Origin of the sequence: Vibrio fluminensis (assembly GCF_015278125.1) — a bacterium.
GTDB lineage: Bacteria > Pseudomonadota > Gammaproteobacteria > Enterobacterales > Vibrionaceae > Vibrio > Vibrio fluminensis.
The window spans coordinates 83,563-104,407 of record NZ_JADILO010000010.1 but is presented as its reverse complement, the minus strand read 5'-3'; the positions used below and the strand labels follow the sequence as shown (position 1 = coordinate 104,407).

18 protein-coding genes are annotated in these 20,845 nt (G+C 45.1%); 8 read left to right on the top strand and 10 right to left on the bottom strand.

Annotated elements, in window-relative coordinates:
• Position 1 precedes the first annotated feature (1 nt).
• Together IRQ95_RS09605 and IRQ95_RS09600 are read right to left on the bottom strand one after the other, a co-directional pair.
• On the bottom strand, positions 2–181 hold the full coding sequence (locus IRQ95_RS09605; protein WP_075650647.1) for a hypothetical protein: 180 nt from the start codon (positions 179–181) through the stop codon (positions 2–4).
• 99 nt (positions 182–280) lie between these two features.
• Entirely contained in the window at positions 281–706 is a 426-nt protein-coding gene (locus tag IRQ95_RS09600) for a rhodanese-like domain-containing protein (RefSeq protein WP_194436734.1), read from the bottom strand.
• A gap of 153 nt (positions 707–859) precedes the next feature.
• On the opposite strand from IRQ95_RS09600, the gene IRQ95_RS09595 reads away from it, so the two are divergent.
• Positions 860–1,819 carry a helix-turn-helix domain-containing protein gene (locus IRQ95_RS09595; RefSeq protein ID WP_194436733.1) on the top strand — a complete coding sequence of 320 codons (960 nt, stop codon included), beginning with the start codon at positions 860–862 and terminating at the stop codon, positions 1,817–1,819.
• Between the two features lie 72 nt (positions 1,820–1,891).
• Positions 1,892–2,182, top strand: a complete 291-nt coding sequence (locus IRQ95_RS09590) for a putative quinol monooxygenase (protein ID WP_194436732.1) — start codon at positions 1,892–1,894, stop codon at positions 2,180–2,182.
• Positions 2,183–2,242: 60 nt separating this feature from the next.
• Here IRQ95_RS09590 and IRQ95_RS09585 read toward each other — a convergent pair whose 3' ends face one another.
• Positions 2,243–3,049, bottom strand: a complete 807-nt coding sequence (locus IRQ95_RS09585) for a Cof-type HAD-IIB family hydrolase (protein WP_194436750.1) — start codon at positions 3,047–3,049, stop codon at positions 2,243–2,245.
• A 168-nt stretch (positions 3,050–3,217) separates the two neighbouring features.
• Between IRQ95_RS09585 and IRQ95_RS09580 the strand changes: the two genes are divergently transcribed.
• The 4 genes from IRQ95_RS09580 (at position 3,218) to secF (ending at position 8,572) form a co-directional block, all read left to right on the top strand.
• A complete protein-coding gene (locus IRQ95_RS09580; RefSeq protein ID WP_194436731.1) occupies positions 3,218–5,065 on the top strand; it encodes a M3 family metallopeptidase in 1,848 nt (615 codons plus the stop codon).
• A gap of 206 nt (positions 5,066–5,271) precedes the next feature.
• Positions 5,272–5,751, top strand: a complete 480-nt coding sequence (locus tag IRQ95_RS09575) for a hypothetical protein (protein ID WP_228481359.1) — start codon at positions 5,272–5,274, stop codon at positions 5,749–5,751.
• Positions 5,752–5,858: 107 nt separating this feature from the next.
• Positions 5,859–7,673: a protein translocase subunit SecD gene (gene secD / locus IRQ95_RS09570; RefSeq protein ID WP_194436730.1), complete on the top strand. Its 1,815-nt coding sequence runs from the start codon at positions 5,859–5,861 to the stop codon at positions 7,671–7,673.
• A gap of 2 nt (positions 7,674–7,675) precedes the next feature.
• Positions 7,676–8,572, top strand: a complete 897-nt coding sequence (gene secF / locus IRQ95_RS09565) for a protein translocase subunit SecF (protein WP_194436729.1) — start codon at positions 7,676–7,678, stop codon at positions 8,570–8,572.
• A gap of 115 nt (positions 8,573–8,687) precedes the next feature.
• Here the strand turns inward: secF and IRQ95_RS09560 are convergent, their stop codons facing one another.
• The 3 genes from IRQ95_RS09560 to ppsR form a co-directional block, all read right to left on the bottom strand.
• Positions 8,688–10,115: a coniferyl aldehyde dehydrogenase gene (locus IRQ95_RS09560; RefSeq protein WP_194436728.1), complete on the bottom strand. Its 1,428-nt coding sequence runs from the start codon at positions 10,113–10,115 to the stop codon at positions 8,688–8,690.
• A 100-nt stretch (positions 10,116–10,215) separates the two neighbouring features.
• Complete coding sequence (locus IRQ95_RS09555) at positions 10,216–10,647, bottom strand: hypothetical protein (RefSeq protein WP_194436727.1); 432 nt, start codon at positions 10,645–10,647, stop codon at positions 10,216–10,218.
• A gap of 133 nt (positions 10,648–10,780) precedes the next feature.
• Positions 10,781–11,614: a posphoenolpyruvate synthetase regulatory kinase/phosphorylase PpsR gene (gene ppsR, locus IRQ95_RS09550; RefSeq protein ID WP_194436726.1), complete on the bottom strand. Its 834-nt coding sequence runs from the start codon at positions 11,612–11,614 to the stop codon at positions 10,781–10,783.
• 176 nt (positions 11,615–11,790) lie between these two features.
• Here ppsR and ppsA point away from each other — a divergent pair, with 176 nt between their 5' ends.
• Positions 11,791–14,160, top strand: coding sequence for a phosphoenolpyruvate synthase (gene ppsA, locus IRQ95_RS09545; protein WP_194436725.1), 2,370 nt, complete (start codon positions 11,791–11,793; stop codon positions 14,158–14,160).
• A 146-nt stretch (positions 14,161–14,306) separates the two neighbouring features.
• On the opposite strand, the gene IRQ95_RS09540 is transcribed toward ppsA, so the two are convergent.
• Genes IRQ95_RS09540 through norV form a run of 3 tightly spaced genes read right to left on the bottom strand, consistent with a single transcriptional unit; the run spans position 14,307 to position 17,350 of the window.
• A complete protein-coding gene (locus IRQ95_RS09540) occupies positions 14,307–14,645 on the bottom strand; it encodes a TehB family protein (RefSeq protein ID WP_194436724.1) in 339 nt (112 codons plus the stop codon).
• A 14-nt stretch (positions 14,646–14,659) separates the two neighbouring features.
• Complete coding sequence (gene norW, locus IRQ95_RS09535) at positions 14,660–15,841, bottom strand: NADH:flavorubredoxin reductase NorW (RefSeq protein ID WP_194436723.1); 1,182 nt, start codon at positions 15,839–15,841, stop codon at positions 14,660–14,662.
• 9 nt (positions 15,842–15,850) lie between these two features.
• On the bottom strand, positions 15,851–17,350 hold the full coding sequence (gene norV, locus IRQ95_RS09530) for an anaerobic nitric oxide reductase flavorubredoxin (protein ID WP_194436722.1): 1,500 nt from the start codon (positions 17,348–17,350) through the stop codon (positions 15,851–15,853).
• A gap of 188 nt (positions 17,351–17,538) precedes the next feature.
• Between norV and norR the strand changes: the two genes are divergently transcribed.
• Positions 17,539–19,077, top strand: a complete 1,539-nt coding sequence (gene norR, locus IRQ95_RS09525) for a nitric oxide reductase transcriptional regulator NorR (protein WP_194436721.1) — start codon at positions 17,539–17,541, stop codon at positions 19,075–19,077.
• 63 nt (positions 19,078–19,140) lie between these two features.
• Here the strand turns inward: norR and IRQ95_RS09520 are convergent, their stop codons facing one another.
• Complete coding sequence (locus IRQ95_RS09520; RefSeq protein ID WP_194436720.1) at positions 19,141–20,718, bottom strand: phosphodiester glycosidase family protein; 1,578 nt, start codon at positions 20,716–20,718, stop codon at positions 19,141–19,143.
• Positions 20,719–20,845 lie beyond the last annotated feature (127 nt).

Sequence of the window (20,845 nt, the reverse complement as noted above, 5' to 3'; positions counted from 1 at the left end):
CTTAGTGATGATGAGAGTGTGAAGAGTGTCCCTCTGAGCCACTATTTTGGTGGCAGCCCATATCAACCGCTTGCTGAGCCAACAACTCAAGCAAAGGTTCGCAGTGATGTACCGCAACCAAAGTGATGCCAAGCAGCAACACCATTCTGGTTAACTGAGCAGTCAAAGATTGTGAGAACATACTGTGTCCTAGAAGAAAAAGAGCGCGGAGTGTATGGATGAAAAAATAAAACATCCAATGATATTTTTTCACATCATATATGCGCCCTATGCATGGCGATTATACTTTGGCTAAAGCTTGTGCATAATCCACCTCTGGCACTAATTCAAACCCTTCATCAAGCCACCCCGTGACACCACCAATCATCTTTTTCACTGGTCGACCGAGCTTTGCTAAGCGTATCGCCGCTTTCTCTGTTCCGTTGCAATGAGGACCTGCACAGTAAACCACAAATAAAGTCTCAGGCGGGTATTGGACTAGATTTTTCTCATTAAGGCGTGGATGGGGAATGTTCACCGCACCAGCAATATGACCTTGAGCAAACAGTTCATCGCCACGCACATCAACTAACACAAAATCTTGCCTTTGATTGCTGATCGCATGATGAACATCCCAACAATCTGTCTCAAACTCTAACAGTCGAATAAAGTGAGCGAGCGCTTGCTCGCTAGTTGCAGCTGGAACTCTGGATACCGCACTCGACATAAACTCTCCTTGTTTTCTTTTGCGAATTGACCATTTCATTATTACGTCATGGTTAAATTTCAACCATTGGCTTTCTAGTCAATGTTCGTTAACATCAAGCCAAGTTAATCAAAAACTACTCTATACTTTCACGACGGCTTAGCGAGGTAATGGATGACCAAACAGCAAGCAACCCCGTGCCGAGTCGCGATACTGTCGCACCCGCACGTCTCTCTGTTTGAACTCGGCTGCGCGGTTGAGCTATTTGCACTACCACGCCCTGAATTCAAGGTTTGGTATCAAACCGACATTGTGAATCTGAACAACCAAACAATCACCACCACTGGTGCTATCGTGATGCAAACCCAGTATGTTGCAGACTTAGCAAGCTATGACATGCTCGTTGTACCCAGTTGGCCAACCGACCCATTCGACATCGACCCGCATTTGGCGGAGCAAGTCTGTCAATTTGCCAAACAGAACAAACGAATCATCTCATTCTGCTCTAGCGCTTTCCTGCTTGCAGAGCTCGGGCTTTTGCAAGACAAGCAAGCAACCACTCACTGGGCATTCGAGCGCAAATTCCGCGAGCGATATCCGAGCGTAGATTACGCCAGTAATGTGTTGTATGTGTTTGATGGTCAACTAGGATGTTCAGCGGGAAGCGCAGCTGGGCTCGATCTCGGACTGGCCATTATTCGCCAAGACTTTGGTTATGAGGCGGCCAATCAAGTTGCGAAAAGGTTAGTCGTTTCTGCACATCGTAGTGGCGGGCAAGCTCAATTTGTTGATACCCCGATGCTGCAAGTCCCTAATCAGTTTTCCCAAGCGTTGGACTGGGCAAAAGCCAACTTAGCGCAACCGATCCAAATTGATACTCTGGCAGAGAAAGCCAATATGTCGCGTCGTACCTTTGATCGTAAGTTTCGCAGCAGCATGAGCCTTACGCCACAAGAGTGGCTCATTCGTCAGCGAACTGAATTAGCTAAAGGCTTACTGGAAAGCAAAGAGATCAATATTGAACAATTGGCAATTGAAGCAGGCTTTAATAATGCGGTTAGTATGCGTCACCATTTTCGGCGCATTGTTGGTGTCTCGCCGAAACAGTATCGCTCTCAATTTCATTGCGACTAGTATCACGGCAGAACTTACTAAAACCTCTACACTTAGCAAATCTATACGAAACAAACTCAAATAAGGAACGTTATGGCTCACCTCACTATCGTTGCCATTATTGTGGCAAAACCAGATAAAGTTGATTTAGTTAAACAAGAACTACTCAACCTAATTGAATTCACCCGCCAAGAGGAAGGCTGCGTCAATTACGACTTGCACCAAGATAACAGTAACCCTGCCCATTTCCTGTTTTTTGAAAATTGGACCAATAGAGAGCTTTGGCAACAGCATATGGCAAACTCTCATATAGAAAAGTACCTCGCCGCGACTGAGGGTGCAGTAGAGAGCTTTGTCGTTAATGAAATGACGCACATTGGCTAATAAAAAAAGCCCTGCAACTATGGCAGGGCTCAATTTATCCGGCATTGGCAAACACTGCTCTTACCCAGCGTTAAGCACTTTTTCTTTAATCACGGTCAGTACACCATTATCAATATTGCTTGGCGCACCAAAACGAGCCAATTTCTTCACCTCTGGATGCGCATTTTCTACCGCATACGAGTGATAGCTCGACTTAAGCATCTCAACATCATTGAAGTAATCACCAAAACTCATGGTTTGCTCATGAGTAAAACCAAGCGTTTTTTGCAAATGTTCAATCGCTGCGCCTTTAGACGCCTCTGCGTGCATAATATCTAACCAGATACGAGCACTCACCACCACTTGGTTGGTCGCACCAAACTTCTCATTCAATATCGGGTAAACATGCTTTTCTGTACTATCGAAGTGACAAATCGCTATCTTGATAAACTCGTCTTCAACTTGCAGTAAGTCATCTACATACTGGCATTCCGCGTAGTATTTACTCAACTCATCAATCGCTTGTTGATCTTGCGTTTCAATATAAGCAGTACGTTTACCACAAAGAACGATGTAAGCGCCCTCGATTTGACGAACTTCGTTGATAATCCCTTCGACAACTTGATTACCAAGTGGGCAGCAATACAGCTCCTCTTCACCACGCATCACCAAAGTTCCATTTTCAGCGATATACATCAGTTCATCTTGGATCGGCGCAAAAGTTTTACGCAAACTCGCATACTGACGTCCAGAGGCTGCTGCGAAAATAATGCCCTTTTCAATCAGTTGATGGTAAACATCATAAAACTCAGGTGATAACTGAGAAGATTCGTTCAGTAGCGTGCCATCCATATCGGATGCGATAAATTTGATCTGGTATTGTGACATTGGGAAATAGCTTAAATAGAACTGGGACATTGAGATTGCTTGATCTCTCCAAGAATGTAAACCCTCTAATGCTGGGATTAACTTACGCAATATGCATAATGATTAAACAAAGTTGACCTGTCCGGCGATACAACCCGGTGACTCAGAGCACAGATGTAAAGGAATCAAATGAACGCTACTCAATTTGTTAATCAATTGAATCGCCAATATTTGGCTATTCATCGCAATAAAGAAGACTTCTTTTGGGAAACCTATATGGGGATCAGTGATGATCACCAAGGTGCAGCCCAAGCGCAGACTGAATGGACACAATTTCTTGGTCGCGCAGATAACTTACGCCAAGTGAAACATTATCTCGAACTGGCAAATGAAATTGCAGATGAGCAAGAAAAACAAGCAACTATCCATGCATTAAATGGCTGGCTTGCTGTGTTTAACTCGCACGGTATTGAAGATCAACAAACCGCGCAGCAACAAGCCGAGCTAATTCAATTTGAGTCTGAGCTTTTCAAAGCAAAACAAGATCATCAAATGCTCTATACCAATGACAAAGGTGAGCAAGTGGAAGGCTCTTTGCCCGTACTGTCTTCGGCTATTAGAACCAGCAATAACTCAGAAACTCGCCAGTCAGCTCACCAAGCATTACTAGATTTAGAGCAATGGTTGCTTGGCAATGGCTTTCTTGACTTGGTTAAGCGTCGTAACCGCTTCGCTCGCGCACTCGGTTATGCCAACTACTTTGACTACTCAGTACAAAAAACTGAGCATATGAGCAGTGAAGAATTGTTCTCTATTTTAGATGACTTCGAGCAACGTACCCGCACTGGTCATCTGCAGGCTCTCGAGCAACTGGCGCAACAAAAAGGGGCTGAGTCACTACAAGGACATAACTTTGTTTACGCATACTCTGGCGACGCGATGCGCGACCTTGACCCGTACGTGCCTTTTTCGCAATCGCTACGCCGCTGGATTGAATCCTTTGGTCGTTTAAATATCGACTATTCAGCAGCGGAACTGACACTCGACCTGCTCGATAGAAAAGGGAAATACCAAAACGGCTTCTGTCATGGTCCTATCCCCTCATTCTATGACCAAGGTAACTGGGTGGCGGCTAAAGTGAACTTCACAAGCAATGCTAAACCCGATCAAGTGGGCAGTGGCTATAGCGGTATCAACACTTTCTTCCATGAAGGCGGACATGCTGCGCACTTTGCCAATATGAAGCAGAACTCACCTTGCTTCTCAATTGAGTTTGCGCCGACTTCGATGGCCTATGCTGAAACCCAGTCGATGTTCTGCGACAGCTTACTCAATGATGCCGACTGGCTAAAACGCTACGCCCTGAACCATGAAGGTCAACCAGTGCCTGACAGTATCATTGAAGCGATTACTACCAGCAAACAGCCATTCAAAGCGTATGAAGAACGCTCGATTCTGGTTGTACCCTATTTTGAACGCGCCCTTTATCAATTGAGTGATGAAGAGTTACAGCCTGCACGCGTCACTGACCTTGCACGCCAAATGGAAAAAGACATTCTTGGCTTAGAATGCAGTCCTCGTCCATTAATGGCGATTCCACACTTACTTTCTGACGAAGCTGCGTGTGCGTACCAAGGCTACTTATTAGCGCACATGGCGGTCTACCAAACTCGCGCATATTTCCTCGGCAAGTTTGGTTACCTTACAGACAATCCGGAAATCGGCCCATTATTATGTGAACACTACTGGCAACCAGGTAACAGCGTAACCCACAATGACACCATCAAGAGTCTGACTGGCGAAGGCTTCAATGCTAAATACCTTGCTGACGAGTGTAACTTAACCGCAGAACAAGCTTGGCAAAAGCAACAAGACAAAATGGCAGCACTTGCAACGCGCACACAAACTAAGCCGAGCCCGCTCAATGCAAAAATTACCGTGGTGGATGGTGCAACCGTTTTGGCAAGCAATCAGCTATCTGACTGGGATATGTGTGAGCAATTTGAACGTTATATTTCTCGCCAGTATGGTTGTTAACTTATCGATTTTATTGATATTTTCCACTGAGTAAATACTTACTAACTAAAAGCCGCATTGCGGCTTTTTTTGCTTAGATAACCACCCGCATAGATGAGCATTTTTTCACGCAGCGTGATAGTTAATTTGCAACAATTAACAACTACCACTTGTTGAATACCAAAAGCAAGCTTATGATAGCGGCGATCAGAGATGTGAGTGATTGTATGAATTGTCAGTGGATTAAACAGTGCCGTATGGTGAGCGTAATGCTTAGCCTGCTGCTCGCCTGTTTGTTTGCTGGTAGTGCACTCGCTAGCCAAACAACTAGCGTCGCGCCAATCATTAAGCCTCTGCTCACCCAGCCTATCGAAGTTACTGTTTCAACCGCGCCTGTTGAACAAGACGATCCTGCGCATTTTTTCCAAATTGAACAACGTGCTCCGGCTAAATCGCTCTCTCCTAGCCTAGCCTCAATCCTGCGCAACGGTTCGTTTATTCCAGAACGCTTACACGAAGCAGAACCTACTTATGAATTAGTTTTCGACTTTACTGATTCAACCGCATCGACCTTAGTTTGGCGTGTCTACCTCACGCTCGATAATTGGTACGACTGGACACTTCATCCACCCTCGACCATGCACCGTATTGCTGGCTGGAAAGAGTCCAACATCCTCTATCGGTTTATCAGCCAAGCCGACGCCTAACATTTCTCTATTTATTGCTCCTCGTTTATGAACGAGCGTTTTGCTGTGCGTAAAAAACGCATAGCATCAATTTAATCATTTGGCGTTTGCCAAAGAGACCAATGTTTATGCGTACAAAAAAAACGAATCGTACCGTGCTGAATCATTACTCAGCATGGAAGTACGTGGTTCTTGTAACCACAATCATTATCATGCTGCTGAGTGCCTTACCCTCTTGGTTTGGTGAAGACGCAGCCGTTATTATTAACCACGAAAATAGCCCATTGCCTGTTGTTACCGTTAAACAACAACTTGAAGCGCATGGTATGGCAGTTAAGCGTATCGACCAGAGTGATGGTGAAACCACCGTCGTTTTAGATGATGCAGCAGATCAAAACCACGCCAAAACATTTTTGGCTGACTTTACCCCTGAAGATGACGTGGTAACGCTAGCGATGGTTCCAGCCGCTCCGGCTTGGTTACTTGAAATGGGCTTTAAGCCAATCAAATTGGGTCTTGACCTTCGTGGTGGTGTCCAGTTTTTACTTGATGTGGATATGAACGAAGTATTTCGCTCTCATGCACAACAAGCCGAAGAAGCGATCAAAGATTACGCGCGTCAAGAGCGTTTACGCGGTGTTCGTGTGGAAACAAATCGTGATTCTGGCTTGAACATCAAAGCACCGACAGAAGAAGCAATCACAACCATTCGTCAATTTGTCCGTGAGCAATACCCTCAATGGCAAGTACGCGGTGAAGGCGACAATGGCTTAGAGATGGCGCTGACTGATTCAGAAAAGCAAACGCTAACCAGCCTAACTGTGCAACAAAACTTGCAGACGATGCGTAGCCGTATCGAAGAGCTAGGCATCACTGAAGCTGCGGTTCAACGCCAAGGTGAACACCGTATTCGTATCGAGCTGCCAGGCGTTCAAGATCCAGCTGCGGCGAAAAATGTAATCGGTGCAACCGCAAGTTTGGCTTTCTATGAAGTAAAACCTGAGCGCGCAATCAACACCATTATGATTCCTGACCAAGATGGTCGTCCGGTGCACGTGGTACGTAAACCTGTCCTAACTGGTGAACACATTGTTGATGCCCGTGCTGGAATGGGCGAAATGGGCATGCCAGAAGTTAACATTTCGTTAGATTCCACTGGCGGTCATATGATGTCGGACTTCTCAGGTAAACACATTGGTAAACCAATGGCGACTGGCTACAGTGAATACAGCCGTGACGCTGAAGGTAATGTTGAGCAATCAAACACCATCATTAGTATCGCAACCATTCAGTCTCAGCTAGGAAACCGCTTTAGAATCACCGGCGTCGGCCAGCTTAATGATGCACAAGATCTCGCTTTACTATTGCGTGCAGGCTCGCTAACTGCGCCAGTGACTATCGTAGAAGAACGTACCATTGGTCCATCTCTTGGTGCTGAAAACATTGAAAATGGCTTCGCTGCATTAGCACTTGGCTTAAGCCTTACTTTGCTATTTATGGCCGTTTGGTATCGCAAACTCGGTTGGGTTGCAAACGCTGCACTGCTTATCAATATGGTGATGCTGCTGGGCTTGATTGCTTTACTGCCAGGTGCGGTATTAACCCTGCCGGGTATTGCTGGTTTAGTTCTAACAATCGGTATGGCCGTCGATACCAACGTACTAATCTTTGAACGTATCAAAGAGAAACTGCGCGAAGGTCGTAGCATGGCGCAATCCATTGACCTTGGCTTTAGTAGTGCTTTTGCCACTATCCTCGACTCCAACATCACAACACTGATCTCAGCGGCAACCTTGTACGCGATCGGTAATGGTCCAATTCAAGGCTTTGCTCTGACGCTTGGACTTGGTCTATTGACCAGTATGTTCACTGGTATTTTCGCTTCACGCGCAGTGATCAACATTATTTGGGGTAAAGATTCACGTCGCGGTGTGAGAGTATAATTATGAATAAATTAAACAAATTAACCAAATTGCGTCACGCAGGCAGCCTACTTTCATGCTTGCTGATCATTGTTTCAGTCTTTGCTCTTATGACCAAAGGCCTAAACTTTGGCCTCGATTTCACTGGCGGTATGATCAGCGAAGTCCGTTTGGATAACACACTTACCGCGCCGCAAATTCAAAGTAAGCTTGAAGCGGCCCTACACCAACCAGTTTCCGTGGTAGCAACAGGCGATCAAGGCCAATGGATGCTTCGTTACGCAGCGCCAGAGAACCTTGAACAACAACCTGAAATACGCTCGCTACTAGAGAGCTTCTCAAATAAAGTGGAGATGATTAACGTCAGTTTAGTCGGTCCACAGGTTGGCCAAGAGCTAGCGGAGCAAGGTGGCTTGGCTGTTTTGATCACACTGCTAGTGATCCTGGCTTACCTAAGCTTCCGCTTTGAGTGGCGCCTAGCTTCTGGTGCACTCCTTGCGCTAATGCATGACGTGTTTATTCTACTCGGTTTCTTTGCCTTAACCGGACTGGAGTTTAATTTAACCGTACTGGCAGCACTATTGGCGGTATTGGGTTACTCGCTTAATGACTCGATCATCATCTCTGACCGTATCCGAGAGCTACTTAAGGCCAACGTGAAATTACCGATCGCTGAGCTAAACAACCAAGCGATCCTTAATACCCTATCTCGTACCTTAATCACGTCAGGGACTACGTTAATCTCTGTTATCTCTCTATGGTTACTTGGTGGTGAGCCGCTTTACGGATTCTCAGTCACAATGTTTATCGGTATCGTTGCGGGTACATGGTCCACCATGACTATTGCGACAATTATTCCTGAAGTAGCAAAACTAGGTCCGCAACACTACGCACCAGTGCCTATTTCAGACGCGCCATAAACAGTCTAACTGCCAGTAAAGTCAGCCTCAAAAAATACGATAAAGTGCTAAGCAAAACAGACCCATTTGGGTCTGTTTTTTTATCGCGATACTTGCGTGCGGTACTTCAAGAACACTAACGTAGAAAAAACGTCGACATTAGCTGCTTTAAGTAACTTTGATGCTTTAAAAGCAAGCGACTACGAGGTAGCCATGAGGGAGTAGTGAGTACGGTTTTGGCTTTTGAGAAGGTACGAAACCCCTCAATGCCATGATAGTGGCCCATCCCTGCCTGACCGATACCTCCAAATGGTGCATCTTTGGCTGAAACATGCAGTAATGTATCGTTGATACACAAACCGCCACTATGAGTTTGCTTCTTTACCTGCTCAATCAAGGCTCTATCGTTACTCATCAAATAGAGCGCCAATGGTCTTGGCTTGTTCTCAATATACTCAAACACTTGATGTATATGCCGATAACCAATCACGGGTAAAATAGGCCCAAAAATCTCTTCTTTCATCACTAACATACTGTCCGTTAAATTAGTGATCAGATGAGGCAACAAGACGCGATCTTGGGCTTTTGCCTCAATAGTATGGATATTTGCTCCCTTCTCTTGCGCATCTTCCAGATAACTGTTCAGGCGATCAAATTGAGTCTGATTAATCACTTTAGTTAAAGGCTGACATGACTCGATAAATAATTCCGAGAAGCGCTGTAAGTAATATTCAATAAACGTTTTTTGTTTGTCCTCAGGTAACAAAACGTAGTCAGGAGCAACACAAATTTGGCCAGCGTTAATCGATTTACCCATCAAAATGGCATCCACTGATTTATAGATATCCGCATCTGGCGCAATGATCACTGGCGACTTGCCTCCCAGTTCTAGCGTCACTGGAGTGAGGTTTTTGGCGGCTTCCTGTGCCACCAATTTACCGACCTTCGTGGAGCCAGTAAAAAGTAAGTGGTCAAACGGTAGCTGCGAAAAATACTGGGCAATTTCCACATCCCCTTCCACGACATAAACATGATTATCGACTTCAGAAAATACCTGAGTTAAAACCTGATTGGTATGGGGTGTGTGCTCACTCAATTTCACCATCACTCGGTTACCCGCAGCGAGAGCCGTCGCTATTGGTCCAATGCTCAGAAATATCGGGAAATTCCAAGGAACAACGACACCAACCACACCTAAAGGTTGATAGATCACTTCGAGTTTTGATGGCGTCAACATCAAGCCTGCTCGACGCTTAGACGCTTTCATCCACTTCCCAAGATGTTTACTGGTGTAGTTGATATGCTCTATTGCAGGTAGTAAATCACAAATAACACTATCAAAATCACTACGATAACCGTAGTCATCGCTTAGAGCTTGCTCTAACTGAGGTTGAAAGCGAAGCAGGGCTAATTTGAGTCTCTCCAACAAGGCACGTCTTAAAGCAATGTTTGCATAAGAATCTGCTTGATAAAGCGCACTCATTTCATCGAATAAAGCATTCAACTCCGCTTGTGATTTAACATGAGCCTTTTGCCAAAGGTTCAAATCAACAACTTTCTCCATTATCCCACTTCACTTCAAACCTAATACAATTCATGCGAACTTTGTTAAGAGCATTTACTTTTAAGCCGCTGTATAAGATTAGCCATTATTGAGAAAAAAATCACTGGCGACGCATCATCCAAATCCCTTTGCACGGACCATTAGTCAAAAACCAACGTCCCTCAATCTGGTTGGCCACAACTTGCGCTGAAAACCGATAGTCCCACTGACGGTTATTGGCATACAGTTGCAAATTGCCTTGCGTATCTATCCAACCCTGCAATAGCGTTCCGTTATAGGTCAGAACTAATTTGGCAAATCCATTTTTCACTGTGCCTGCCATCGTGGTGCGCTCACAAAGATTATTGCCAGTTACGTCAATACGACGTCCTTGCCATTGCCCATCAAATTCCTGCGAAACTTCAAAATCTGCCTCTTCAGGTAGTTTCGGAAAGGACTCTGGATTACCTGAACCAAACCAACCTTGCTGACGCCCTACCACCACCAACAGTACAAACCCTATCGATATCGAAACCAACAGCGCTTTTTTCATTAAGTTTTCTCCACTTTTCTCATCGCTTAACTTTAACAATCCGCTCCGAGAGAAAGGGAACAACTGACATGATATGACTCGCAAAATAAACAGCATTACATATGCATCAATACTCAAATAAAGTGAGTTAGCTCTATAGCAAGCGCCTTCTCAGACCTGACTTCTCAAGAATACGAGTCGAGATCTCTTCAACCGACAGTGCCGATGTATTGATATAGGGAATCGCCTCACGGCGGAACAGAGCCTCAACGCTGGCAAGCTCCGCTAAACATTGCTCACTGCTGGCGTAGTCGCTGCCCGCTAAACGATTTTCACGAATTTGCGTTAAACGCTCAGGATCGATGGTTAAGCCAAACAGTTTGTGGCGGTGAATTTCAAACTCAGGTAATAGGCGAAGGCGACGGATGTCCTCTTCGATAAAGGGATAATTCACTACGCGCAAACCAAACTGCATTGCCATATATAAACTCGTTGGGGTCTTACCGCTGCGAGAAACACCCAGCAAAATGATATCGGCCTTTTCTAACCCTTTTAGGGTGATGCCATCATCGTGTGCCAAGGTGTATTCAATTGCCGCAATACGGTCAAAGTAAGTCTCTGAATCTTTGCTGACACTGCGCGAACGCTGCAACTTTGGCTCAGGCATTAAATTGGTATCGTTCTGCACTCGCTGCACCATGCTCTCGATCACATCATAGCAATGAGCGGGAGATTCCAGCAGCATTGCCTTTAGTTCAGGCAATACAATAGAGAAAAAAACTAACGGCTTTTCACCGTTTTTTTGATATGAGCACTGGATTTCTTTTAACAAATTTGTCAACTTTTCTTCACTTTCTATAAAGGGGAAAGTTTTTTCATTTGCTTTGAAAGGAAATTGACCCAGAACAACATGCCCTAAGGTCTCACATGTTATGGCGGTTCCATCAGAAACATAGAATACATCACGACTTTGACTATTAATTTGCATGTTTTATTTAAACTTTCAAAATTATTTGATTAGGATAGCCCCATAATACAAATAAATAACCCGAGCAGACTATTACGCTGAGCACAGCTTTGAAAATCTGTTAAAAATTTTTTGAGATCTCACGTAAACGTTTGCCATAAAACCCCTACACAAAATGCTGCATTCTGGAGAAAGACATGCAAAACAATACCCTATGGTTTAATGGCCTATCCATGGAAGATGTTGATAAGGTTGGTGGCAAAAATGCCTCGCTGGGTGAGATGGTTTCCAACCTCTCGAAAGCGGGTGTTTCCGTTCCTAACGGATTCGCGACGACCTCCTATGCCTTTAACCAATTCCTTGACCATGACGGTCTTGACGATCGTATTCACCAATTACTGGATGAACTCGACGTGAGTGACGTTGACGCGCTACGCAAAACCGGTGCGCAAATTCGCCAATGGGTGTTAGATGCCCCTTTCCCAGTCGATTTAGAACAAGATATTCGTACAAATTATGAGGAACTGACAGCCGGCAAGCCTGAAATGTCGGTTGCAGTTCGCTCATCTGCAACAGCAGAAGACTTACCAGACGCTTCATTTGCTGGTCAGCAAGAAACCTTCCTCAACGTTAAAGGTATCGACGCGGTATTAGAAGCGACCAAACACGTGTATGCATCGCTGTTTAATGACCGTGCGATTTCATACCGTGTCCACCAAGGTTTTAACCATCGTGGTATCTCGCTTTCAGCAGGTATCCAATGCATGGTTCGATCTGATAAAGCCTCTTCTGGGGTAATGTTTACGCTAGATACCGAGTCCGGCTTTGACCAAGTGGTATTCATCACCTCTTCATGGGGCTTAGGTGAAATGGTAGTTCAAGGCGCGGTGAACCCAGATGAGTTCTACGTTCACAAACCAATGCTTGAAGCGGGTCAGCATCCGATTGTAAAAAAGACCTTCGGATCGAAACAGATCAAAATGATCTACTCGCCAAACCCGGAAATTGGTAAGCAAGTGGAAATCATCGACACCGATGAGCAAGAGCGCAACCAATTTTCACTCAACGATGAAGAGATCAAAGAACTTGCCAAACAAGCGATGATCATCGAGAAGCACTACCAGCGTCCGATGGATATTGAGTGGGCAAAAGATGGTATCGATGGCCAGCTTTACATTGTGCAAGCTCGCCCTGAAACCGTATGTTCGCAGAGCAACCAAAACGTGATTGAGCGTTACGAGCTAAACAACAAAGCTGACGTACTACTGGAAGGCCGTGCGATTGGGCAACGTATCGGCAGTGGTCCTGTGCGCCTCGTCGATTCACTTGATCAAATGTCACTGGTTCAAGATGGCGATGTATTGGTTACCGACATGACCGACCCAGACTGGGAACCGGTAATGAAAAAAGCCTCTGCCATTGTCACTAATCGTGGCGGCCGTACTTGTCACGCAGCCATCATTGCTCGCGAATTGGGTATTCCTGCTATCGTTGGTTGCGGCAATGCGACAGAGCTATTAGCCGATGGTTCAACGGTGACGGTATCCTGTGCGGAAGGTGAAACGGGTTATGTTTATCAAGGTGAATTGGACTTTGCGGTTAAGCGCTCATCGGTCGACGAACTGCCACTGCTGCCAACCAAAGTGATGATGAACGTGGGTAACCCAGACCGAGCATTCGATTTTGCTCAGATCCCAAATGAAGGTGTGGGTCTTGCGCGTTTAGAATTTATCATCAATAAGATGATTGGTATCCACCCGAAAGCATTGCTTAACTTCGATGCACAAAGCGACGAGCTAAAAGCAGAGATCAGCCAACGCATTCGTGGCTACAAAGACCCTGTCGATTTTTACGTGAGTAAGCTGACCGAGGGTATTGCGACTATCGCGTCTGCGTTTTGGCCTAAACGCGTTATCGTGCGTATGTCAGATTTTAAGTCGAATGAATACAGCAACCTGATTGGCGGTAAAGATTACGAACCTCACGAAGAGAATCCAATGCTGGGCTTCCGTGGGGCTTCTCGATACATCTCTCCAGACTTTGAAGAGTGCTTCGAGTTAGAGACCCGCGCGATCAAACGTGTCCGTAATGACATGGGCTTGAAGAACGTCGAAATCATGATCCCATTTGTACGCACGACCGACGAAGCCGCTTCGGTTATCGATCTGCTGGGTAAGTTTGACCTACGTCGTGGTGACCAAGGCTTAAAAGTAATCATGATGTGTGAGCTACCTTCAAACGCAATTTTAGCAGAAGAGTTCCTTAAGCACTTTGATGGCTTCTCCATTGGTTCAAACGACATGACTCAGCTTACGCTTGGCTTAGACCGTGACTCTGGTGATGTCGCCTATCTATTTGATGAGCGTAACCCTGCGGTTAAAGCCATGTTGAAGATGGCCATTGATGCCGCCACAAAAGCGGGCAAATATGTCGGTATTTGTGGTCAAGGTCCATCGGATCACGATGATCTTGCTCAGTGGTTAATGGAGCAAGGTATTAGTTCGGTATCATTAAACCCAGACACCGTCATCGATACTTGGCTTAAATTGAGTAAAGTCGGTCAATAATCACGCCCACTCATTGATACAAAAAAGAGTGTAGATAATCATAAAATTAAGCCCCTGAATTTCAGGGGCTTTTTCTAGGTGCCATTTTTTCCCGATAAATAGACCTGATTCAATACCTATCGCTTTAGTTATCACTATAGGTATCGCTATTTCTTAGTTTGAAATAACGCTTCACCGCTCTTATCTTGATTCGACCAAAAATTGATATTGAACTGCGCGTCTTCACTCAACTCAATACGGTGCCAGTACTGAGGCGGGCTAGTGGCAAATTGCCCGGCATTAATTACCACGGTCATTTCTGGCTCCGTCGCATGCTCATCAGCAAAACCAAAGTAAGTGACTTGCCCTTCCATTACACATAGCTGACCAAATACACCTTGAGCGGTATTATGATGAGTAAGCAATGCACTAGGTACCGTCGCTTTAGTAAAGAACGGCGTCGAACGTTGAATCGTCCAATCATGTGGAATACGTAGATGTGACATATTGATCCCCTTATCTAATTTAAACTCGCTTGATTTGCTTTCAATTCCGATTTAGACGCTGATATAGACAGTTCTCTAAGCAAAGGGAAAGCTTGCGTCACTTGTTCCCCACTGACAACAAAACCTGTCAGCTGGTTATTGGCATTTTCTGCTTTTGCAACAATACCGCCTTTAGAAAACTGCACACTCCAAGTCTCAACTTGAGCGAAACTGCCCGCCAATTGAATTGGATAACTGGGCGTTTTTACTTTCACCATCATTGGCGGCAATACTAACCGTGCCTCCTCGCCCAGCAACTGTTTAGCCAGTACATTAGCGCTTAAAACGATGGGTTGCAGATAAGGAAGCACCTTCCCTTCTATCTCAGCGCAATCGCCTAAGGCATAGACATTGATTACGGAAGTTTGCAGTTGAGGGTTAACGCAGATACCTTGATTGATTGTGATACCCGCGTCTCTTGCCAGTTTGGTATTGGCTCGCAACCCTGCGGCACAAATGACCGCATCAGCGGTAATGTTTTGTCCATTGCTCAAAGTCATCACTTGAGCACCATCAGCATAATTGATCTCTGAGACACTGCTGCTAAGCAGCAACTTGATACCTTGCTGAATAAGATGATGCTCTAAAGGCAGCGCCACAAACTCGGGCAGTAAGTTTGCCAGTAAGCGAGTATTGGGTTCGACAATACTCACCTCTTTACCACTGCTCGCCAGATCCATCGCAAGCTCGACACCAATCAAACCGCCGCCGATGACCAGAACTCGTTTCGCATAGCTTAATGTTGCTTCAACCGCTTGATACTCTTGCAGCGAGTTTAAGGTAATCACTTCTTGCACCGCATCACCTAGCATTGGCGGCTCGAAGGCTTGTGCCCCAGTCGCAAACACCAATTTGGCGTACGGATAAGTGCAGCCATTCACCACAATTTGTTGTGTTTGAGTATCGACACGTTCAACCAAGCTATGGCTGAAGAGTTCAATATTGTGCTGCTGAGCAAACTCTTGCGCCGTTTTTACCACTAAATCCCGTGCGGTTTGCTGCTTACTAAACACATGACTAAGATCTGGCTTATTGTATTCAGCGCCATCATCAGCAGTAAACACTTGAATCGGGCTTGAGGCGTCGAGACGGCGCACGGTCTTAACTAGCTGATAAGCCGCAAAGCCACTACCAATAATAACAATCGGTGCTTTCATTTCGCCCCCTTAACCTTGGTACTCAACAAACACATCTTTACCCAAATGACACTCTGGACATAGGAAGTAATCCGGTACATCAGACCAAACTGTTCCGGGCTCAATGCCTTGATTCGGCTCTCCTTGCGCAGGGTCATATACCCAATTACATACCGTACATACCATACATTGGCAGTTATCTGGATGCGCTTGAACATTCGCTTTATCTGATTCAACTCCAACAACAGATTGCGTAGTCTCTTGGGCGACGGGTTGCTCTGCATTGATTTGGCGAGTGAACGAAGAGGGATTAACCACTGAATAAGTTAGCTCTTTTTTTGCCCATAGCTTAGCTATGTTCTGACCGTGTTCGCGACATTCACGCATCGCTTTACCATCAGGTCGCCATTTCGTTTTAAGGCTTAACGCGGTTTCAAAACCAGCATCAGTTAAACGCGCATGAATACGGTCTACCGCCCCACCATTCCAACCGTAGCTACCAAACGCTGCGGCTTTCTTTGCTTTAAAGCGAAGTCCTGTAATCTCCTCTAACATGCCGGCGATCTTAGGCATCATCACATTGTTCATGGTTGATGAGCCAACCAAGATGCCTTTCGAGCGAAATACATTCGCCAGAATTTCATTTTTATCCTGCTTCGAAACGTTGAAGACTTTAACCGCAACACCAGGATCAACATCGTGGATCCCCTGAGCGATAGCATCTGCCATCATGCGAGTATTATTAGACATCGAGTCATAGAAAATGGTAATGCGGTCTTCTTGATAGTTGTCTGCCCACTCTAAGTACTGTTCGATTATTTGGGCTGGGTTCTCGCGCCAAACAATACCATGTGACGTGGCAATCATGTCGACAGGCAAATTGAAACTGAGTACCTCTTTAATCTTAGCGGTCACTAAACTGCTAAATGGCGTCAAAATATTTGAGTAATAGCGTAAACACTGTTCCATTAACTCATTTTGATCCACTTCGTCATTAAACAACCGCTCATCGCAGTAATGCTGACCAAATGCATCATTACTGAACAGCACAGCGTCGCCTGTTAGGTAGGTCATCATACTGTCTGGCCAATGCAGCATTGGCGCTTCAACAAAGATCAATTGCTTACCGTTACCAATATCAATGCTGTCACCTGTTTTGACGGTTTTGAAATTCCATTCCGGGTGATGATGATGACCAACAATCGAGTCAATCGCCGCTTCAGTGCAGTAAATCGGCGTATTAGGGATTCTTTCCATCAAGGCAGATAACGCACCTGAATGGTCTTCTTCAGCATGGTTGATTACAATAAAGTCAATGGTATTCAAATCGACTTCCATCGCTAAATTTTGAATAAACTGCTGGCTAAATCGATGGTCAACCGTATCAATCAGGACTGTTTTTTCTTCACGGATTAGGTAACTATTGTAACTCGTGCCTTTGGTCATTCTATATTCGGTTCCGTGGAACTCTTGAACTTCCCAGTCGCGTTGACCAACCCAATGAACGTTGTTTTTTACGTGAATTGTCATAATTACAGCCTCAGATAACAAATAATCAAAAATATTTTCTTAGTTATTGCATCGTGTATGCCAAGTTTTTATACCTAACAAATTCATACACTTAACCAAAAACAAATCACCAAAAATGTCCTTTTGACACAGTTGAATTTTGTTATTAAGACACTACAATTGTCATATAGACACAGACGGTATTCATTATGACTTCATTAATTGCTCAGTGGCTTCACATTACACAAGATCTCAACTCGGCACTGACTCGACAGGCGCGCTTTGACACTCTACTCACCACCATTCGTGAGGTACTTCAATGTGACTCTTCGGCTCTACTTCTTTTTGAAGATCAGCACTTTAAACCACTAGCAATTAACGGGTTGGCAAGCGAGGTTCTAGGCAGACGCTTCTCTATAGAGCAGCACCCTCGTCTAGAAGCCATCGCTCGTGCAGGCGATATCGTCCGTTTTCCATCGGATAGTGATTTACCCGACCCGTATGATGGATTGATTCCCAACCATGACGATAAACTCCATGTGCATTCTTGTATTGGTTTACCGCTATTGATTGATGATCAATTAATTGGGGCAATTACCATCGATGCCTTTGACCCCAACCAGTTTGATGGTCTATTAAACCAAGAGTTGCGCTTTATTAGCGCGTTAGCAGCGGGCGGGTTACATACCGCGCTATTGCTCGAACAGTTGGAAACTCAAACCAGCCTGCCACGCAATTCTTATGCGGAAAAGCGAACATTAAGTAATGAGATCATTGGTCACTCCAGTGGAATGCTCGCACTACAACAACAAATCGATGCGGTAGCAGATACTGAACTGTCCGTATTGGTGATGGGAGAAACCGGCGTTGGTAAAGAGTTGGTTGCCAATGCGCTCCATCATCGCTCGAGCCGAGCCAATCACACCTTGGTCTATCTCAACTGTGCCGCGTTACCCGAGTCTGTCGCAGAAAGTGAGCTATTTGGTCATATCAAAGGGGCGTTTACTGGCGCAATCAGCAATCGTAAAGGCAAGTTTGAGCAAGCCGATGGCGGCACTCTATTCTTAGATGAAGTGGGGGAACTCTCTTTAGAGTTACAAGCAAAATTGCTGCGAGCTTTACAATATGGCGACATTCAACGTGTTGGTGATGATCGTCATATCCGAGTCAATACTCGGATTGTTGCTGCCACGAATCGAGTGCTACATGAAGAAGTGACGGCTGGCCGTTTCCGCGCTGACTTATACCATCGTTTGAGTGTATTTCCTCTGCATGTGCCGCCACTGCGTGAGCGAGAAAACGATGTCGTGCTGCTCGCTGGCTTCTTTGCCGAGCAACTACGAAATAAGTTAGGGCTCAACAGTATCCGCCTTGCACCGACTCTCGTGCTGGCTCTCAAAGAATACGCATGGCCCGGAAACGTGCGTGAGTTAGAGCATGTAATTAAGCGCGCGGGTGTACTGGCTAAAGCACGCTCTCACAGTTTAGATATTGAATTAGTCGAACAGGATTTTGATATCAAAATGCCGAATCAAGGCTTAGTGGAGACACAAACTACCACTGATAAAGGACAAGCATTACCTATCCTAGCTGAAAAAGGATTGAAACAAGCGACAGATACCTTTCAGAAAACCATGATTGTACAAGTGCTAGAACAAAATCAAGGTAACTGGGCTGCCACCGCACGGCAATTAGAGATCGATAATGGCAATTTGCATCGTTTAGCGAAAAGATTAGGGCTTAAGTAAAAAGCTCCCGAAGGAGCTTTTTTATTCTCTACCTACGCACCTAGCAGGAACGGATTAAAACTCTTAACGAGTAAAGATAATCGCGTCTGAGACTTCCCTTTCACTTGCGTCAGAAGAAGAACCTGTGCGCTTACCTTCAAGCACCATCATTGAAGAACCGCCACCATCAAGGTTAATCGCTCTTTCCGTATCCAATGCTTCCATCAATGCGGCCATATCAGTAATGCTGGCTCCCTCGGTTACAGTTGGTGCGCGCCCATAAACAACCGCTGCATACAACACATTGTTATCTGTAATACCTAGCGCTGTACGAGGATGACGACGCAATACCCACCCATTGTAAAAGCCTTCTCGGTTTTCCATCGCACCACTAACACCCAAACCATCATCATCTTGAGAGCCAGCGTGATCGCCAGTGGAAGGATAAGGATTGAAACCTTGCGTATTACGCGAGGTAATATCAATCGCTGAATTGGTGACAAGACTCGGGCCGGCATTTAACATTGAAACGCCTTCACGCAGTTCATATTCTTGGCCATCAACCACAACTTTACTGTTTAAGTTAATGCTATCGCCAACGTTGACATTAAGTTTGGCGTCACCGGTTAACTGCACATAACTATAGTTAGGCTCAATCACACGACCACGCTGGGTTAAGATCTCTGTGACCTTACCATTTGGATCAATCACGATCTCTTGACCTGCGCCTTGCGGGGTTTGATTATCATAAGCAGCGTTGTAAACAATTACCTCACTTGCATCGGTACAAACAAAGTCATGGATCGCTTCGGTAGATGGCGTATCGTCGTAGCCACCACAGTTAAGAATAACGCCTGGTTTTCGGTTAATACCATCAATACGCACCGCCTTACCGTTGATATCAAGCAACACTTCCGTTGTCACTGAATTACCAATCGATACTTTTGAGTGTTTGCCGGAGTTATCAATAATCAACACCGGACGCTGATTTGCTGCTTCTCGCAATAGCTGACCATTTTTGACATACAAACCTGCCGGAGCGCCTAAGTCACCCACTTGATCGTTAAAGGCAAAAAAGCCACCGTTGATGGCTGCAAGTGCTTCATTTCGCTTTGCCATACTTGAAACGGTCTCAGCAGTCGTGACCTTATCGTTAGCCAGTATGCTCGAAACTTTGCCTTGATATTGGTTTAGATCAACCCGTAGCAAGCTAATCTCAAAAGGCCCATGGGTTTTATAACCGTCTTGTGCAGAAAATCTCGGAGAAAAGTTGAGACCATGTTGTTTAAGCACTTTCGCCTGCTCTGCTGCTTGCTCAGCAGATTCAAAGCCTCGCAGACGAATAATTTTATCCATTTTTTCGCCGTTTGGGGCGGTTTCTGGCGCAGATTCAATATGATACTCCACTTGGAGTTCATTAAGTTTTGCGGAGTAGTCCTTGATGGTAGCGTCATTGACAATACCACTCGATAACAAGTACTCCTCCCCTTGAGATGAACCTCTTTGAATCTGATAATAATCGACACCATCGACTAAAGGTTTATGCTCAACTGATTGAGGTAATTCAGCGCCGCCAATGGCTAAATCTGGTACGTTCCACTGCGCAGCATAAGAGCCAAATGCAATACTAGAGACTAAAACTGCAAGTAAGGTTTTTTTCATTATTTGATCACTTTTATTTCACGGGTAAAAATAAGTTTATAAGCGAAATAATGATTCTGTCTGCGAGAGAACTCACATGCTATTAGCATATCATTCTGAAACTGTGAGTTAACACAATAAAAAGCCC

Excerpts from the sequence above, each read along its gene's own strand:
- IRQ95_RS09605 (WP_075650647.1), bottom strand. The coding sequence starts at position 181 with ATGTTCTCACAATCTTTGACTGCTCAGTTAACCAGAATGGTGTTGCTG.
- IRQ95_RS09600 (WP_194436734.1), bottom strand. The coding sequence starts at position 706 with ATGTCGAGTGCGGTATCCAGAGTTCCAGCTGCAACTAGCGAGCAAGCG.
- IRQ95_RS09595 (WP_194436733.1), top strand. The coding sequence starts at position 860 with ATGACCAAACAGCAAGCAACCCCGTGCCGAGTCGCGATACTGTCGCAC.
- IRQ95_RS09590 (WP_194436732.1), top strand. The coding sequence starts at position 1,892 with ATGGCTCACCTCACTATCGTTGCCATTATTGTGGCAAAACCAGATAAA.
- IRQ95_RS09585 (WP_194436750.1), bottom strand. The coding sequence starts at position 3,049 with ATGTCACAATACCAGATCAAATTTATCGCATCCGATATGGATGGCACG.
- IRQ95_RS09580 (WP_194436731.1), top strand. The coding sequence starts at position 3,218 with ATGAACGCTACTCAATTTGTTAATCAATTGAATCGCCAATATTTGGCT.
- IRQ95_RS09575 (WP_228481359.1), top strand. The coding sequence starts at position 5,272 with ATGAATTGTCAGTGGATTAAACAGTGCCGTATGGTGAGCGTAATGCTT.
- secD (WP_194436730.1), top strand. The coding sequence starts at position 5,859 with ATGCGTACAAAAAAAACGAATCGTACCGTGCTGAATCATTACTCAGCA.
- secF (WP_194436729.1), top strand. The coding sequence starts at position 7,676 with ATGAATAAATTAAACAAATTAACCAAATTGCGTCACGCAGGCAGCCTA.
- IRQ95_RS09560 (WP_194436728.1), bottom strand. The coding sequence starts at position 10,115 with ATGGAGAAAGTTGTTGATTTGAACCTTTGGCAAAAGGCTCATGTTAAA.
- IRQ95_RS09555 (WP_194436727.1), bottom strand. The coding sequence starts at position 10,647 with ATGAAAAAAGCGCTGTTGGTTTCGATATCGATAGGGTTTGTACTGTTG.
- ppsR (WP_194436726.1), bottom strand. The coding sequence starts at position 11,614 with ATGCAAATTAATAGTCAAAGTCGTGATGTATTCTATGTTTCTGATGGA.
- ppsA (WP_194436725.1), top strand. The coding sequence starts at position 11,791 with ATGCAAAACAATACCCTATGGTTTAATGGCCTATCCATGGAAGATGTT.
- IRQ95_RS09540 (WP_194436724.1), bottom strand. The coding sequence starts at position 14,645 with ATGTCACATCTACGTATTCCACATGATTGGACGATTCAACGTTCGACG.
- norW (WP_194436723.1), bottom strand. The coding sequence starts at position 15,841 with ATGAAAGCACCGATTGTTATTATTGGTAGTGGCTTTGCGGCTTATCAG.
- norV (WP_194436722.1), bottom strand. The coding sequence starts at position 17,350 with ATGACAATTCACGTAAAAAACAACGTTCATTGGGTTGGTCAACGCGAC.
- norR (WP_194436721.1), top strand. The coding sequence starts at position 17,539 with ATGACTTCATTAATTGCTCAGTGGCTTCACATTACACAAGATCTCAAC.
- IRQ95_RS09520 (WP_194436720.1), bottom strand. The coding sequence starts at position 20,718 with ATGAAAAAAACCTTACTTGCAGTTTTAGTCTCTAGTATTGCATTTGGC.